Source organism: Affinibrenneria salicis, from assembly GCF_008710095.1.
Genome location: NZ_VYKJ01000010.1, coordinates 202,933 through 218,779, shown reverse-complemented (window position 1 = coordinate 218,779; position 15,847 = coordinate 202,933). Strand labels below are relative to the sequence as shown.

The following is a 15,847-nucleotide window of genomic DNA, read 5'->3' as shown; positions in this document are numbered from 1 at the left end:
TTCGGCCTGCCTGAGGATGGCGATGATCTGGCTGTCGGTAAAACGTGATTTTTTCATAAGAATCTCCTGCGTTTAGATTACGAGAAAATTCTACTTATGAATACTCTGCTTTTTCGGGGGGATTACCCAGGCAGTGGCCATATTCATAATTCCGGACAAGCCAGCACGGCAACAGCCGGGCGGCCCTAATGGTATCCACGTTATACTAAAACTGAGTTTCGTTCTTATAACAGAACAGTTAACGCAGGATGATGTTAACATAACCGCCTGGCTGCCTCGATGAAGAGTTTACACGTCAACGAGAACGCCTACAGACAGATTTTGTGAGTAAGTAATGTTCACCTCTCCTTTGGTGATTCACCACTGATCCCGAATCACCTTTTTCACCCGGCAGAACACCCGCTGGCAGACTGACCAGAACGTCGACCCTACGGACGATGAGCGGGATACAGGGTTGTCCTACGGAATTTGCCGCACATCGTTAGAATTGCTTTCTTGCTCCCCGACGGCGGGCACTGCAGTGCTCTCAGTCGCGACAGGCGGAACCTCAAGCTCCAGCGAAAGCTGATCCTCAGCAGGGATGTTGTCACCCTCTGCAGCTGTCTCATTCTGGCGTTTAATCCCCTGCGTCCCGAGCCACGAGATATCCAGTTGCCAGGTATGACGAGAGCGTTCCCGCCACACGTCAAAGGCCTCATCAACATAGTCAAATGCGCTCTGAAGGGACGCCGTTTACATGGGCAAATGCTCAAACGCCCGCTTCTTAATGCCAGCCAAACCTGTCATGCATCCATTTGATATGGCTGCTTTGAGCGAAGAGCAGAAGTCCGTAATTGAGTCACCATGAATCTTGCTAACAATGCCGTGTGTCAATTAACTGGGAATAGGTCTACCATGGACTGGCTAAAGTGGATCGGTAATTAACAAATTTTTATTTAGAAGTAATAAAAAGATCAACGGAATTCTATAATGTCTGTTGTTGTATAAGGGCGGTTCCTTAACCGCCTGCGTTTTGGTTACGGTAGCCTTATTGAGAATATGCAGATCACCATGACGAAGGCCGTCGGTGCCAGCTACGGGAAAGGGAGAACATCTTGTTCGTAAATATTGACTTCGACGATCAACTGGAAGCTGCCAGTGTTTCGTTGGAAGGTTGGGCTCAGCCGCTTGTCGAATTCCTCGCACGGTATTTTACCATCCACAAAGACATGCTTCGTCTGGACTACTCCCACCTATCAACTGAGAACCTCAGGTTTTCGGATACGAGTTGGCCATATAATTCGCAAACTGAGCGTGAGCACTTTACGGCCGAGTTCGTGGCTGCGGCAAAGCAGGGGCAGATAGCGCTAACCTTAAAAATTATCGGACACGGATCCACGGGGATCGAGAAGTCGTCCTCTATCTTGGACCCAAATTCTTACCGGCGCGCTCAGAATATCTTCTGGGATGGCATACTTAATGGCGATCTCCCGGGCTTACGTGAAATCATTGTGGCTGAAATCGAGCCACGTGCGATTTGGGTTAAATGGTTGCTCGATGACCGTTCGTATTATCGGCGTAATTTTTTGGACGATCAGCAGCTCATGGAGACGTTGGTGGGCAATACGTCCGAGGAAGATTGCATCGATGTTCTTCAACTAGTCGACCCTCACCAGTGGCAGAATAATTGGGCTTTCGAGAAACTGGTCAAGCTGTATTGGCCGCGTGTACGCGACTATTTGAAAAATCATATCGGCATGTTGTCGGACTATTCAAGCGTCACAAGGCAAGAGCTCGTCTTCTCTCTGTTTGCGAATTCGCCGACAGTGCAGACATCCCTGTGGGCTTGCGAACAGGTTTTTGAACAAGCAGTTCCGTCAGTCTTTCCTAAGCTTATCCAACATTGCTGCAAGATATTGCCGGAAGATGTACGTAATCTGTTCCTGCGCTGGAATATCCGTTCGCAGAAAGAGAAGGAAAACAATATCAAGGAGTGCGTTGCCAAAGCCTTCTCGAGGCTTGCTGAATTGTCCGGGAACACTATACCCTCGGACCTCGCACTTGCGGCGGCTTGGCACGAGTTTGGAGACCCAGCGCGGTATAGTCAGCAAAGCGTCATTGCCAGCCTCAGAGAATTGCCATCCCAGCCGTGGGATCGAGAAACGCTGTGGTCCCAACTAGGCCCAGCCGCCCGCGAGGCCTGGCGGCAGGATCTGTTCGATCGGGTGAATGAGGAACCTGAATTAGCCCAGGGGCTCCTCAATTTTGCCTGCCTTTGGCTCGAGCAGACGGCATTTGCCGAAGTCGAACCAGTGCTTTTGCGATTGATGGATGACGAGGAGCATCTGGCGTTTGCGAATCGGCTTGTCGATACTCCTGCAAGGCAACTGCAACTGAGGAGCAAGGGACTAGTGCGGTCCAAGCAGGGGGCACTGGACCTGGAGGGGCCAGTAGGTGGAGGCGAGGGTGCTACTGAGCTGCCTAGCGTAGGAGCCCAAACTTGGCTGAGCGACCCTTCCGTGGAGCGCGTCATCCATAGGGCGCTTAGCCAGATGGAGGAAAAATTTTGTCGCGAATATTCGGAGACCTGGGGAGAGGACGAGGAGGCCCATACGGCGCGCCTCCTGACTCTGACAATGGAGGCGTTGAACAACGCGAGCGACCAGTTACATCAACTATCGGTTACGACGCGGGCGACATATCCGAGCCTGACAGTGAAGGTGCGTCAACCTAGCAAGCGAGAGGAAGGGGCGAACACATCAGCCGGGGCTCCGCTGGGGGCAGACGTGCTGTTCCTGAGCCGTATCGTGGACAAGGGGGAAACAGTGATCCAGCGTGCGACCCTTATGCAGGTGAAAAAGCGCAGAGGCACTGTTTCGGGACAAAGCTTCAGTTCGACGGTAGGCATCGACCTGCAGCAGTGCGAGGACATACTCAAGCAGTCAGAACACGCCTATTACCTGTTCACGACTCCGGCCTCGCCTCAGCCGGTTCTCTGGGTTGCCCCAGCGCGGCTCGTCAGAAATTTGACCCAGTTGCACACGAGCAAAACTACTGTTTTGGCGATGCAGGTTCGTGACGCCAGCTGCTCCTACGCGGATTTTTTTCTGCACGAGCTTGTTGGCCTGTGGGCTGGCGACGAGCATGAGGGCATCATCGCCGTCGCTAACGGCGATGCTAAGCTTGGGCGAACACCTCGCCACATTGTTGAAATCGAGGTTCGCCGCCAATCTGATTGATGTGTCAGGAAGAAATTCATGCTCCAACTCGCTCGAAAGCAGAAGTTTATAGTCAGCCAAATCTGTATCCTCGTTTGGGCTGCATCGGCTCAAAGAGCGAAGCTTTATAACGTAGATTTGAAAACCGCAATATCAAAGGTCAGTTGAATCGCCACAGGTTTAACAGAAACCTCAGAGTCATTTATGAACTGACCCCACTCCGTTGATTGCCCCAGATTGTTCTCATTAACGTCCGCTGTTGGCACTGAGCGGACTAGGTAACTAAGCTGAAGGTCTGCTACGAGCGAAAAATAGACTTAGGGAAACTCGTTTGTTTAGATCAAATCAATAGAGAAATTTTTTGTTCTACCCATTGAAATGAGGCTGATAAGCACGGATATAAATGAAAGCAGCTGCGCTGGGCATCTGCCTCTGGAGAAAATAGCAATGGAAGATTTCTACATTTCAGCAATCAAAATGGACAGCAACAATCAGCATATTGAGTTCGTAAAAGTTCATGAGAACCTAGGTAAGAAGATCGGACCTGGCACTGTTAATTCGCGTGCATTCGTTGGTGAACTGATCAGAAAAGGGAAAGCAGAATTCAAAACAATTACTTACAACAAAGAAAAAAAATCATGGTCTGTAGGGGCAAAGGTTGAAGTGATGACTGATGATTTCATTACTACCGATCCAAACAAGACTAAACATGACAATCTTGGCAACCTTCCTACATTTATCTAACGTTTGAAGTTTTGTTAAAATCCTAAGCCGTTGCCTAGAACGGCTTTTTTCCAGATTTTATGCCCTGAATGTACGCTGAGTAGTCTCGGCATTTTCTGTGTTGCTATGACTTCTCAGTATATCTTTACTGTTCGTAATATCCCCTTGCGCTGTCTTGTAAAGTCTAGTTTTGGCACAAACCAGACTGTCAGATTCGATTGCGATCTATCTACGATTACTCCAGGTCTGGTTTGAGCCAATGCACCTTTGCTGGGAAAGCACCAGTCCAGTTCAAAACTCAGCCCACAAGTTTTAACCCCGTTTTCCCGCTTTCAACAATGCTCCCGCTATCGGCCTTGCTAACAAAATCAGCCCACCATTGCATCATTGGACGTCGTTGCTCAAGATAATCGCTTCGATTATAAGCTCGTCGTACCTCATTTTTGTCTACATGAGCCAATGCTGCCTCAATATAATCAGGCGGAAACCCTTGCTCATTGAGAGCTGTACTTGCGATAGAACGCAAACCATGGGAAACGAGAACGCCTCCTAAACCAGCACGCTTGAGTGCTGCATTCACTGTTTGGCTGTTCATCGGCTGGGTTGGTTTGATGCGACTGGGAAAGATAAATTCTCGGCCACCACTGAGAGACTTCATCATTTCCAGAATAGCGATAGCTCCATCAGATAATGGAACCGTATGGTCCCGATTCATCTTCATTCGAGCAGCAGGAATTTTCCATTCGCTAGCATCAAAATCGATCTCATCCCATCGAGCTTCAGCGGCTTCGGCAGGGCGGGTAATGGTGAGAAGCTGCCACATGAACAGGCATCGTGTGGACAGGCTGATACTTGCCATGCGCATAGTCTGCATTAGTTGTGGGAGTTGATCCGGGCGGATACTAGGCATGTTTTTCTTCTGCGGTTTCTCGAACGCTTTCCCGATGTTTACGCTGGGAACCGCATCAATCAAGCCTGTGTTCTGCGCATAAATCATGACTTCGTTAATACGCTGACAAAGGCGGCGAACAGTCTCTAATGCACCTCTGGCCTGAACCGGCTGAACTGCTTTAACCAGAGTATGAGCCTTAATCTCAGTGACACTGATATCACCGATTGCCGGGAAAACATCTCTCTCAAGAGAGCGCCAGATATCGTCGGCATAGTCCTCTGTTACGCTGGTTTTCTTCACATTCCACCAACGCTCGGCAACTAATAAGAAGGTATTGGTTTTAGCTTCTTGAGAATTCCTCACCTGTTCTTTCTGATGCTCCTGAGGATCAATGTCTTTTGCTAATAAAACTCGAGATTCAGCTCTTAGTTTACGCGCATCAGAAAGTGAGACGGCAGGGTAGGCTCCAAAGCTCTGCTTAGTTCGCTGCTTTGTCAGAGGTCGATAGTAACGGAACTGCCAGAGCTTACTACCGCTGGACTTGATTAGCAGAGTAAGCCCATCACCATCATACAGCTGGTAATCGGCATCTTTAGGTTTGGCGGCTTTGATTTCCGTATCGGTTAACGGCTTGGTTTTTCTTGCCATGGGGAGTCTCCATGCGTTTAGGCCCAACGAAAACAATAGAGCTTTCCGTTGGGCCTATCAATGGGCCTAAAAGGTTCGGATTTAATTAGTTCTCTTCGGACTTCGCGGGACAAATTGCAGGCACAAAAAAGCCCGCAGGGCTTGTGCCATGCGGGCTTAGTGGACTTCTTTGGCGCTCTATAGAACAAAATTTGGTGGAGCTGGGGGGATTTGAACCCCCGTCCGGAATTACTCTACCGTTGGTACTACATGCTTAGTCTAATCTTTATATTCGCCTGCCAGCTGCGGATAGACACGCCACTAACAAACTAGCCTGATTGAATTTAACGCTTCCGCCCCAGGCAGGACATCCACGCGATCTCTTTTGGGTTTGACCTCTCTTGATCCCCGTCCTAAGAGCGGAGGCTAGGGAGAGAGGGCTCAGAGCAGGTTATTAAGCTGCTAAAGCGTAGTTTTCGTCGTTTGCGACTATTTTTTTGCGGCTTTTTACGAGGCCAACCGCCCCTCGGCATGCACCTAGGGCTTTGCAAATCCCGTCGAATCCAGAATCAGCCCCAAGAAACTTTCGCTAGTATATCAGAAGTTACCCCACTTAAGCCATATTCCCTTCATCTTTCAGGTTGTCGGTGCGTTGGCGGCGCTCGTTCACCTGAATTACATACTGGTGTAAGCTCGTCGGGATGGATGAGATACATGCTGTCTCTCACCGAAGGCCGGCCTTTGGCTGGTCAAATGCGTTCCCGACGATTTGCCGCTCGCTTGCCGCCTTCATGCAGCTTGAAAAAAAATGCCGGGAGCGTTTTAACAACGCAGAGCGTTGGCCTCAGGAGCGGGCAGGGCAGCCCGCCATAAATCTATTGGAAATCGACTTAGCGGTTTGCGTTCTTCATAATGCGGGCTTTGTCTACTTTCCATTCACGTTCTTTAATATCGTCACGTTTATCGTGGTCTTTTTTGCCTTTCGCTACGCCGATTTTGACTTTGCTCCAGGCATTTTTCCAGTACATGGATAAGGCCACCACCGTGTAGCCATCGCGGCTGGTGCGGCCCAGCAGAGAATCGAGTTCCCGTTTTTTGAGCAACAGTTTACGCGTGCGTGTCGGATCGCAAACAACATGCGAAGAGGCCACGTTGAGCGGTGTAATGGTGGCGCCGAATAAATACGCTTCGCCGTCACGGAATGTTACGTAGCTATCGCTGATATTGGCTTTGCCCGCACGCAGTGACTTCACTTCCCAGCCTTGCAATGCAAGTCCGGCCTCAAACTCTTCCTCAATGAAGTATTCATGGCGGGCACGCTTATTTTGCGCGATGGTCGCTGAACCGGGTTTGTATGTTTTTTTCTTTGTCATAGTGGAGTGATTATACTTCATGCGTTGGGAGGAAAGGAATCCCTGGGGCGCAGCAGGCAACAAATGTTGATCTATCGTGCGATGTCCCAGGCAGAATTTTTGTCTGCCGACCTAACGATGCTATTATTTTGCGCGTTCTGTGATTTATGGAAAATGTTATGCCCAGCATTAGTCGTTCCGCACTGGTCCCGTTTAGCGCGGAGCAGATGTATCAGTTAGTCAATGATGTATGCGCTTACCCTGATTTCTTGCCCGGTTGTACCGGGAGTCGGGTGATTTCTTCGTCGTCGGCGGAAATGACCGCCGCCGTGGATGTCTCCAAAGCCGGTATCAGCAAAACGTTTACTACCCGCAATACGCTCACCAGCAATCAGCGCATTAATATGCAATTGGTGGACGGCCCGTTTCGGCGGCTGAACGGCGGCTGGCACTTTACGCCGCTCAGTGCGGATGCCTGTAAAGTTGAACTGCAACTGGATTTTGAATTTACCAATGCGCTGATTGAGCTGGCTTTTGGCCGGGTGTTCAAAGAGCTGGCCGGGAGTATGGTGCAGGCCTTCACTCAGCGCGCCAAAGAGGTCTACAGTGCCTGATGTACGGGTTGAAGTCGTATATGCTCTGCCTGAACGGCAGTATCTGCGTACGGTCACGCTACCGCACGGCAGCAGCGTAGAGCAGGCGATCCTTGCCTCCGGGTTACTGGAACTCCGTCGCGATATCGATTTGCGTAAAAATAAAGTCGGTATTTTTAGCCGCGCGGTAAAGCTGGATGATGAAGTGAATGACGGCGATCGGGTCGAGATTTACCGGCCGCTGATTGCCGATCCAAAAGAACTTCGCCGTCAGCGGGCCGAAAGGTCCAGAAAATAAGGCACTGGCGTGCCCTTATTGTTGATTCAGCGCTGGCTTATTATCAATATTGGCCAGTACGCCGCTGCTGTTGAACGTCAGCGTCAGCGTCTGCTGTTTAACCGCTTCATGTCCCGGCTGTTGGCGGAATACGTAGAACCACGTATCGCTGCCAAACGGATCCTGTAGCATCGGTGTCCCCAGCGTATAAGCGACCTGTTGTTTAGTCATCCCGGTATGAATTTTAGCGACGTCAGCCGGCGCCAGATAATTTCCCTGATTGATGTCCGGCCGGTACACCACTTTTTGCAGTGTGGAACAACCGGCAGTCAGCATAACAGCAACTACCGCAGCGGCGACAGTCAGCGTTTTACAGCGCATAGTGATTACATTCCTTAAGGGCGTAGGTTGCCGATGATAATCGACCTTGTCGGACTTGAAAACCGGCAAGGCCTTTGTATGACCCCAGGAAGGCAAAAAAGTTGAGCTTTTTTATGGCGGGCTATCCCTGCCCGCCACCCTGCGGGCCGCCGCGGTGCGGCGTTGAAAAACGTTCCTGACGTTTTTTTATGGCGGCTCTGTCTCTTTGACGTTTAACCTGCCGAAGATCTATCGGCGCGCGGCGTTTTATGCCGCGAGCAGTTCTCTGGCGTTGGCCAGCGTGTTTTTGGTCACCGCGCTGCCGCCGAGCAGGCGCGCCAGTTCCTGCAGGCGCGCGCGTTTGTCGAGCGGCTGCATCAGCGTTTCGGTTTCGTTACCGTCGGTTTGTTTGCTGACGAAGAAATGCTGATGTCCGCAGCCGGCCACCTGCGGCAGGTGCGTAACGCACATCACCTGGGTGGAGGCGCCGAGCTGGCGCAGCATTTTGCCGACGATGGCGGCCGTCGGGCCGCTGATCCCGACGTCTACCTCATCGAATATCAGCGCCGGCGTATCCATCTTGCGGGCGGTGATGACCTGAATAATCAGCGCGATGCGCGAAAGCTCGCCGCCGGAAGCCACCTTCGCCAGCGGTTGATGAGGTTGCCCGGGGTTAGTGGTGACCCGAAACTCAACGCTGTCCGCGCCGCTGGCGTTCAGGTGCTCGGGGGCAAAGTTGACGTTAATAGTGAAGCGGCCGTGCGGCATCGCCAGCTCGTGCATATTGCTGGTGATCAACTGCGCCAGTTCCTGCGCATGATGGCAGCGGCGCAGATGCAGTTGCTGCGCGATATTCAGGGCCTGCAGGTGCCAGTCATTCACCGCCTGGCTCAGCGCATCGCGATCGCTGTTCTGCTGAGTCAGGCGCTGTTGTTCTTCCAGCAACTGCTGGTGGCAGTCGGGCAAGTCTTCCGGCGCGACGCGGTGCTTGCGCGCCAGCGCCAGCTGACGCGACAGCCGCTGTTCCAGTTCGACCAGCCGTACCGGGTCGAGATCCATCTGTTCGCAGTAGTGGCGCAGTTCGTCGCTGGCCTCGCTGAGCTGAATACTGGCCTCTTCCAGCAGGCAAAGGGCGTTGCTGAGCCGGTCATCGATGCCGGCCAGTTCGGTGACCTGCTGACGGGCGCTGTGCAGCTGCGTGAGAATATTCTGTTCCTCGCCTTCGGCCAGCAGTTGTAGCGCGTTCTGACTGACGGACAGCAGATAACCGCTGTTCGCCAGACGTTTGTACTCGGCGTCGATCTGCTCATACTCGCCCGGTTGCGGAGCGAATTCGTTCAGCTCTTTCAACTGGTACTGCAGCAGTTCGCTGCGCGCGTCGCGTTCGATGGTTGACTGCTGCTGGCGGGCCAGTTCTCGGCAGCCCTGATGCCAGCGTTGCCAGGCCTGCTGCATCGCGGCCAGCAGCTCGGACTCATCGGCCCAGGTATCCAGCAGATGTTTCTGGTAGTCGGTTTTCAGCAGCAGCTGGTGGTTATGCTGGCCGTGGATCTGAATCAGATGCTGGCCCAGCTCGCGCAGTTGCGATAAGGGAACGGCAGTGCCGTTGATGAAGGCGCGCGAACGCCCGTCGGCGCCGATGACCCGGCGCAGAAGACATTCGTTGCTGTCATCCAGGTGATTTTGTTCGAGCCAGCGCTGCGCGGCGGGCGTGTCGGCGAGGGAAAATCGCGCGCAGATATCGGCCCGCGCCGCGCCGGGCCTGACCATGCTGGCATCGGACCGATTGCCCAGGCACAGGCCGAGGGCATCGATAGCAATGGATTTACCGGCGCCGGTCTCGCCGGTAATCACGCTCATTCCGGGCTGAAAATCGATTTCTAACTCTCGCACGATGGCGAAATGACTAACGGTAAGCTGCGCCAGCATGATCGTTTCCTGTATGTAATAACAAGGTGTGATTTCATACAGTATAAACTGGTTTTATATACAGTAAAGCCCCGAGTCGATATTTAGAATAATTTTTTTGACCAGCCTAGTTTTGAACTTAATGTATTGAAGTAGTTATAGTTTTTTGGGTGAATTAAATTAAGGTGATAGTTGCTGCGGCGGATGAGCACCTCTTCGCCTTCCTCTATCGGCAGTGCGATTTGGCTATCGCAGCTGATCTCCAGATCGTGGCTGATATGATTGAATTTCAACCGGATAGTGCTGCTGCTATTGATAACCAGCGGTCGGGCGGACAGCGTGTGCGGGAACATCGGCACGAGGGCGATGGCTTCCAGCGAGGGGGTCAGGATCGGCCCGCCGGCGGAAAGTGAATAGGCGGTGGAGCCGGTCGGGGTGGAGATGATCAATCCGTCCGAGCGCTGGGAAAAAGCGAAGCCATCGTCGATATAAACTTCGAATTCGATCATATGGGCCACTTTACCCGGGTGCAGCACCACTTCGTTGATCGCCGTACTGGTGCTGGCCGGTTGGCTGGCGCGCAGCACCTGAGCCTGCAGCAGAAAGCGTTTTTCCTGGATGAAACGGCCTTCCAGCACGTCGGACAGCTGTTGCTTAGCCTGATCGGGGTCGAGGTCGGTCAGGAACCCCAGATTGCCGCGGTTGACGCCGATAACGCTGATGTCATAGCGCGCCAGCACCCGCGCCGCGCCGAGCATATTGCCGTCGCCGCCCACCACCACCGCCAGATCGGCCCGCTGGCCGATCTCTGCCAGACTGCCGGTCGCCGCGCCGCTCAGGTTGAGTTCCCGGGCGATCTGCTGCTCAATCAATACCTCGTAGCCTTTTTCCAGCAGCCAGTGGTAGAGCATTTCGTGCGTGGCCAGCGCGCTCGGATGACGCGGATGGCCGACGATGCCAATGCAGTTAAACGGTTTGCTCATGGTTCTTTTATCCTCGCCGGAATGTTTGCGCTGCGTTCTGCCGGGGATCAATATGTGATTGCTTCCCTTGAATCCCCGCTATTGATCCCCATAATAAGCCAGGTAGCGAGATGAATGCTAAACCGCGGAGAATTTCATGAGTAGTAAAGAACAGAAGTCACCTGAGGAGCAAATCCTGAACGAAACGGGAACAGCGCAAGGGCAGCAAACGGAAAACGAACAGCCCGCCGATGTTGCTGAAGTGGTGGACCCGCGTGATGAGCGTATTGCTGAACTGGAAGCGCAGCTGAAAGAGCTACAGCAGCGCGAGCGCGATAGCCTGCTGCGGGCGAAAGCCGAAGTGGACAATATTCGTCGCCGGACGGAAATGGATATCGAGAAAGCGCACAAATTCGCGCTGGAAAAATTCGCCGGCGAACTGCTGCCGGTGATTGATAACCTGGAGCGCGCTCTGGATACGGCCGATAAATCCAATGACGCGCTGGCCGCCATGGTTGAAGGCGTGGAGCTGACGCTGAAATCCCTGCTGGATGCGGTGCGTAAATTCGGCATTGAAGTGGTGGCGGACGTCAACGTACCCTTTAATCCGGAAATTCATCAGGCCATGACCATGCTGGAGTCGGCCGACCATCAACCGAACCACGTTATGATGGTGATGCAAAAAGGCTATACTTTGAACGGTCGCCTGTTGCGCCCGGCCATGGTCGCCGTTTCGAAAGCAAAAGAATAATACCCGCCCGAGCGCCGTCAGGCGCCGGCCGGCACGTTCAGTAATCAGCCCCGCGCGATATCGTGGGGTTTTTTTGTTTCTGAACGTGAGCCTGCCTCTGAATTCCGTGGATTTTTTTAGTCTGCGTCTATCATCATCTATACCAATGGTAAGAATAGGTGTAATCGTTCTGTTTGATATTGATAATCATTATCATTTAAGTAAAAATAGCGACGTTTACGTTAAGAAGGATCCTGCCTATGCCGGATAGCCGCGTTGTCGAATCCCGTAGCCGGGCGTCGCGAAAAATGAAACTTTCTCTGATGGGGCCCGCATTTATCGCCGCCATCGGCTATATCGATCCCGGTAATTTCGCCACCAATATTCAGGCCGGATCGGCCTATGGCTACCAGCTTATGTGGGTCGTGGTGTGGGCCAACCTGATGGCGATGCTGATCCAGCTGTTGTCTGCGCGGTTGGGGATCGCCACGGGCAAAAATCTGGCTGAACACATTCGCGATCGTTTTCCCCGGCCGGCGGTCTGGTTTTACTGGGTTCAGGCGGAGATTATCGCCATGGCGACCGATCTGGCCGAGTTTATCGGCGCCGCCGTGGGCTTTAAGCTGCTGTTTGGCGTGTCGCTGCTGCAGGGCGCGGTGCTGACCGGTATCGCCACCATGCTGATTCTGTTATTGCAGCAGCGCGGTCAAAAGTCACTGGAGTGGGTTATCGGCGGCATGCTGTTGTTCGTGGCGGCCGCGTACATTGTCGAGCTGTTTTTTTCCCGGCCGGCGCTGGCCGATCTGGGCAAAGGGATGCTGCTGCCCGAACTGTCTTCGCCGGAAGCGGTGTTTCTGGCCGCCGGCGTGCTGGGCGCCACCATTATGCCGCATGTGATCTACCTGCATTCTTCGCTGACCCAGCGGGCGGATCGGGGCAGCAAAGCGGAGCGCTACGCCGCCACCCGGCTGGATGTGGCCGTCGCCATGACTATCGCCGGTTTCGTCAATCTGGCCATGATGGCGACGGCCGCGGCTGCTTTCCATTTCAGCGGCCATACCGGCATCGCCGATCTGGATAGCGCTTACCTGACGCTGGAACCGCTGCTGGGTAAAGCGGCGGCGGCGATCTTCGGTCTGAGTCTGCTGGTGGCGGGGCTTTCATCCACGGTAGTCGGCACGCTGGCCGGTCAGGTGGTGATGCAGGGCTTTATTCGCGTGCATATTCCGCTGTGGGTGCGGCGGGTGGTGACGATGCTGCCCTCTTTTCTGGTGATTATGTCCGGGATGGACGCCACGCGAGTGCTGGTGCTCAGTCAGGTTTTACTGAGCTTCGGCATTGCGCTGGCGTTGGCGCCGCTGCTGTCTTTCACCAGCAATGCGCAACTCATGGGTGACATGGTTAATAGCCGTCTGGTGCGCATTAGCGCGCAGGCTATCGTGGTGCTGGTGGTGGTTTTGAATCTGTATTTGCTGATCGGTATGGCTTTAGGCCGGTAGGACGCGGCCTGGCTAAATTCGTCTCCGTTGATCCCGCACAGTGACTCTGGCGGCTAAATCGCCAAAAATAGCGCTCTTCGTCCGCAGTATCGGGCGGTGGAATGTTATCGGGCAATCAGGAGAAGCGATGACCTCGTCGAAAGAGAAGGGGGCGCGGACGGGGCTGATGCGCCGACTGTGGCGGCGACCGACCCGTCTGGCGTCAGGGATCTTGCTGCTGTTGGGCTTCGCCGGCGGCATTTTGCTTATCGCCGGTTTTAACCGCGCGCTGGAGATGACCAACAGCGAGGCGTTTTGCATCAGCTGCCATGAGATGCGCGACAACGTATATGAGGAGTATCTGGATAGCGCGCACTACAGCAACCGTTCCGGGGTGTCGGCCACGTGCGCGGACTGCCACGTGCCGCATGAACTGGCGCCGATGATGGTGCGTAAGGTGCAGGCCAGCAAAGAGCTGTACGGCAAGATGACCGGGTTAATCGATACGCCGGAGAAGTTTGAACAGCACCGGCTGGCGATGGCGCAGAGCGAATGGCGGCGCATGAAGGCCAACGACTCGCAGGAATGCCGCAATTGCCACAAAATGGAATCGATGGATTTCACCGCCCAGAAAACATTGGCCGCGCAAACGCACAGCCAGGCGATTGACGAGGGAAAAACCTGCATCGACTGCCATAAGGGCATCGCCCATAAACTCCCTGAAATGCAGAGCGCGGAGGGCGCGACTCGCTGAGCGAACGCGCTTATTTTCCCGCTCTCAGCAGATAATGCGCCGGTTTTTCCCGCCGGAAGCCCAGCCCGATAATTCTGCCGAACAGCAGCGGCAGCCAGCGACTGTTCGCCACCCGCGTCATCAGCGTGGCGTTGCTGCTGCGTCGTCTGGCGTTGCGTCCCTGACGGCGGCGCGTCATCTTGATTTGCAGATACTGGGTGGCCCACGTCGGGAAACTGCGACGCTTTTGTACCCGCAGCAGATCCTGCAGCGTCAGGCTATGGCGCCGCAGCGGCGGCACGATGATATTCGCCGTCGCCACCGCGTCCTGAATCGCCAGATTCACTCCTACGCCGCCGATCGGCGACATCGCGTGCGCCGCATCGCCAATGCACAGCACGCCGGGTTTCGCCCAGCGTTCCAGCCGGTCGATGCGGATGCTGAGCAGCCGGACGCAATCCCAGTCGGTGAGGGTTTGCAGTCGTTCGGCCTCGAAGGGCGCGGCGTCGGCGATTTTTAGCAGGAATTTTTCCAGTCCGGCCTGTTTCAGACTGTCGAAGCTGCCTTTTTCGATCGAGTAACCGCACTGCCAGTAGTCGCCGCGATCGATCATGATGAAGTTTTGCCGGGGTCCGGTGTGGCCCATCGACCAGCCGGGATCGTCGGGATGTTTCGCCAGCTTCATCCACAATACGTCGCGCGGCGCGCCGAACGATCGGCTGGTCAGCGCGGCCAACCGACGGACAGTGGAGTGGCGGCCGTCGGTGCCTATTACCAGCTGCGCGCGAATGTGCAGCGAGCCTTCCGTGCTGCTGGCCTGTACGCCGCAGACCCGGCCGTTTTCGCTTAGCAACTGGCAGACCTTAGCCGATTGGATCAGCCGAAAACAGGGCCATTGCCGCGCTTTGTCGGCCAGAAAATTAAGGAAATTCCACTGCGGCATAAACGCAATAAATTTGCAACGTACCGGCAGGCGGGTAAAGTCGGCCAGCGTCAGGCTCTGGCCGGCGATCTCGGCGTGTAGCCGCTCCGCCCGCTGGTGCGGAATCTGCAGCAGCTCGTCCAGCAGCCCGAGTTGATGCATCAGCTCCAGCGTCGAGGGATGAATCGTATCGCCGCGGAAATCACGCAGAAAGTCGGCATGTTTCTCCAGCACGATAACCTCAATACCGGCGCGCGCCAGCAGGTAGCCCAGCATCAATCCCGCCGGCCCGCCGCCGGAGATACAGCAGGTGGTGCTGAGGGTCCTGATGGACTCGTCTGACATAGCGATATCCTGTATTGCGGTCGCACAGTGCGCCGGAATTGATGATAATGATTATCAATATCGCAACAATTTGTCAATCAACGCGCGGCGTGCATTTTGTCCATGCGCGCTTTATGATCGAACGGTCAATCGTGACTGTCAGAGGATCCGCCATGGCTGCGCCGATCGAAATTATTGAAAAGAAGCTCCTTTCCGACCGCTGGTTTCATCTGTACAAATACGTTTTTGATCTGAAGCGCAGAAATGGCGGCAAGGTGCGCCAGATCCGCGAGGTATACGATCGCGGCGACGGCGCGACGATCCTGCTCTATAACCGGGCCCGGGGCTGCGTGGTGCTGACGCGTCAGTTTCGTATTCCCACCTGGCTGAACGGCAATGAAAGCGGAATGTTGCTGGAAGCGTGCGCCGGGCAACTGGACGATCATTCGCCGGAAGCCTGTATTCGTAATGAAGCGGTGGAAGAGACCGGCTACGTGATCGGCAAGGTGGAAAAGCTGTTCGATGCCTGGATGTCGCCGGGCGGAATAACGGAACGGCTGCATTTCTTCGCCGCCGAATATAGCGAGGCGCAGCGCGATAACGCCGGCGGCGGCGTGGCGGATGAGGATATTGAAGTGCTGGAGTTGCCGTTTAGCGAAGCGCTGGCAATGGTTAAAGACGGCCGCATCAAAGACGCGAAAACCATTATGTTGCTGCAGCACGCCGCATTGAGCGGCTGGTTTGATTAAGCCGCCGGCTTTTTCGGCGG

Annotated in this window: 14 protein-coding genes and 1 other RNA gene; 8 read left to right on the top strand and 7 right to left on the bottom strand. The window is 54.3% G+C overall.

All coding sequences use genetic code 11. The features are described from left to right. The first annotated feature begins 1,094 nt into the window (after positions 1 to 1,094). Both FJU30_RS18635 and FJU30_RS18630 read left to right on the top strand, forming a co-directional pair. Positions 1,095 to 3,218: a hypothetical protein gene (locus tag FJU30_RS18635; RefSeq protein WP_150436470.1), complete on the top strand. Its 2,124-nt coding sequence runs from the start codon at positions 1,095 to 1,097 to the stop codon at positions 3,216 to 3,218. A 426-nt stretch (positions 3,219 to 3,644) separates the two neighbouring features. Further along, positions 3,645 to 3,941, top strand: coding sequence for a DUF3892 domain-containing protein (locus FJU30_RS18630; protein ID WP_150436469.1), 297 nt, complete (start codon positions 3,645 to 3,647; stop codon positions 3,939 to 3,941). A gap of 277 nt (positions 3,942 to 4,218) precedes the next feature. Here FJU30_RS18630 and FJU30_RS18625 read toward each other — a convergent pair whose 3' ends face one another. The 3 genes from FJU30_RS18625 to smpB all read right to left on the bottom strand — a co-directional run bounded on the left by FJU30_RS18625 (position 4,219) and on the right by smpB (position 6,812). Then, on the bottom strand, positions 4,219 to 5,460 hold the full coding sequence (locus FJU30_RS18625) for an integrase (protein WP_150436468.1): 1,242 nt from the start codon (positions 5,458 to 5,460) through the stop codon (positions 4,219 to 4,221). Positions 5,461 to 5,652: 192 nt separating this feature from the next. Further along, positions 5,653 to 6,016: a transfer-messenger RNA gene (gene ssrA, locus FJU30_RS18620) on the bottom strand. Positions 6,017 to 6,329: 313 nt separating this feature from the next. Beyond that, complete coding sequence (smpB, locus tag FJU30_RS18615) at positions 6,330 to 6,812, bottom strand: SsrA-binding protein SmpB (RefSeq protein ID WP_150436467.1); 483 nt, start codon at positions 6,810 to 6,812, stop codon at positions 6,330 to 6,332. Positions 6,813 to 6,970: 158 nt separating this feature from the next. Here smpB and FJU30_RS18610 point away from each other — a divergent pair, with 158 nt between their 5' ends. Both FJU30_RS18610 and FJU30_RS18605 read left to right on the top strand, forming a co-directional pair. Continuing rightward, the gene (locus tag FJU30_RS18610; RefSeq protein WP_150436466.1) at positions 6,971 to 7,405 is read left to right on the top strand and encodes a type II toxin-antitoxin system RatA family toxin; all 435 of its coding nucleotides are present in this window, start codon (positions 6,971 to 6,973) and stop codon (positions 7,403 to 7,405) included. Continuing rightward, complete coding sequence (locus FJU30_RS18605; protein WP_150436465.1) at positions 7,398 to 7,682, top strand: RnfH family protein; 285 nt, start codon at positions 7,398 to 7,400, stop codon at positions 7,680 to 7,682. The genes FJU30_RS18610 and FJU30_RS18605 overlap by 8 nt, the downstream gene beginning before the upstream one ends. Positions 7,683 to 7,697: 15 nt before the next feature. Here FJU30_RS18605 and bamE read toward each other — a convergent pair whose 3' ends face one another. The 3 genes from bamE to nadK all read right to left on the bottom strand — a co-directional run bounded on the left by bamE (position 7,698) and on the right by nadK (position 10,912). Beyond that, the gene (bamE, locus tag FJU30_RS18600; RefSeq protein ID WP_150436464.1) at positions 7,698 to 8,042 is read right to left on the bottom strand and encodes an outer membrane protein assembly factor BamE; all 345 of its coding nucleotides are present in this window, start codon (positions 8,040 to 8,042) and stop codon (positions 7,698 to 7,700) included. A 246-nt stretch (positions 8,043 to 8,288) separates the two neighbouring features. Then, entirely contained in the window at positions 8,289 to 9,950 is a 1,662-nt protein-coding gene (recN, locus tag FJU30_RS18595; protein ID WP_150436463.1) for a DNA repair protein RecN, read from the bottom strand. 83 nt (positions 9,951 to 10,033) lie between these two features. Next, positions 10,034 to 10,912 (bottom strand): NAD(+) kinase, encoded by an 879-nt coding sequence (gene nadK, locus FJU30_RS18590; RefSeq protein WP_150436462.1) that lies wholly within the window; start codon positions 10,910 to 10,912, stop codon positions 10,034 to 10,036. 136 nt (positions 10,913 to 11,048) lie between these two features. Between nadK and grpE the strand changes: the two genes are divergently transcribed. From grpE to FJU30_RS18575, 3 genes are all read left to right on the top strand, one after another. Beyond that, positions 11,049 to 11,642, top strand: coding sequence for a nucleotide exchange factor GrpE (gene grpE, locus FJU30_RS18585; protein WP_150436461.1), 594 nt, complete (start codon positions 11,049 to 11,051; stop codon positions 11,640 to 11,642). Between the two features lie 239 nt (positions 11,643 to 11,881). Continuing rightward, positions 11,882 to 13,120, top strand: coding sequence for an Nramp family divalent metal transporter (locus tag FJU30_RS18580; protein ID WP_150436460.1), 1,239 nt, complete (start codon positions 11,882 to 11,884; stop codon positions 13,118 to 13,120). A gap of 127 nt (positions 13,121 to 13,247) precedes the next feature. Continuing rightward, complete coding sequence (locus FJU30_RS18575) at positions 13,248 to 13,853, top strand: NapC/NirT family cytochrome c (RefSeq protein ID WP_150436459.1); 606 nt, start codon at positions 13,248 to 13,250, stop codon at positions 13,851 to 13,853. A gap of 10 nt (positions 13,854 to 13,863) precedes the next feature. On the opposite strand, the gene FJU30_RS18570 is transcribed toward FJU30_RS18575, so the two are convergent. Beyond that, complete coding sequence (locus tag FJU30_RS18570; protein ID WP_150436458.1) at positions 13,864 to 15,099, bottom strand: FAD-dependent oxidoreductase; 1,236 nt, start codon at positions 15,097 to 15,099, stop codon at positions 13,864 to 13,866. Positions 15,100 to 15,251: 152 nt separating this feature from the next. Between FJU30_RS18570 and nudK the strand changes: the two genes are divergently transcribed. Then, positions 15,252 to 15,827, top strand: coding sequence for a GDP-mannose pyrophosphatase NudK (gene nudK / locus FJU30_RS18565; RefSeq protein WP_150436457.1), 576 nt, complete (start codon positions 15,252 to 15,254; stop codon positions 15,825 to 15,827). Positions 15,828 to 15,847: the final 20 nt, after the last annotated feature.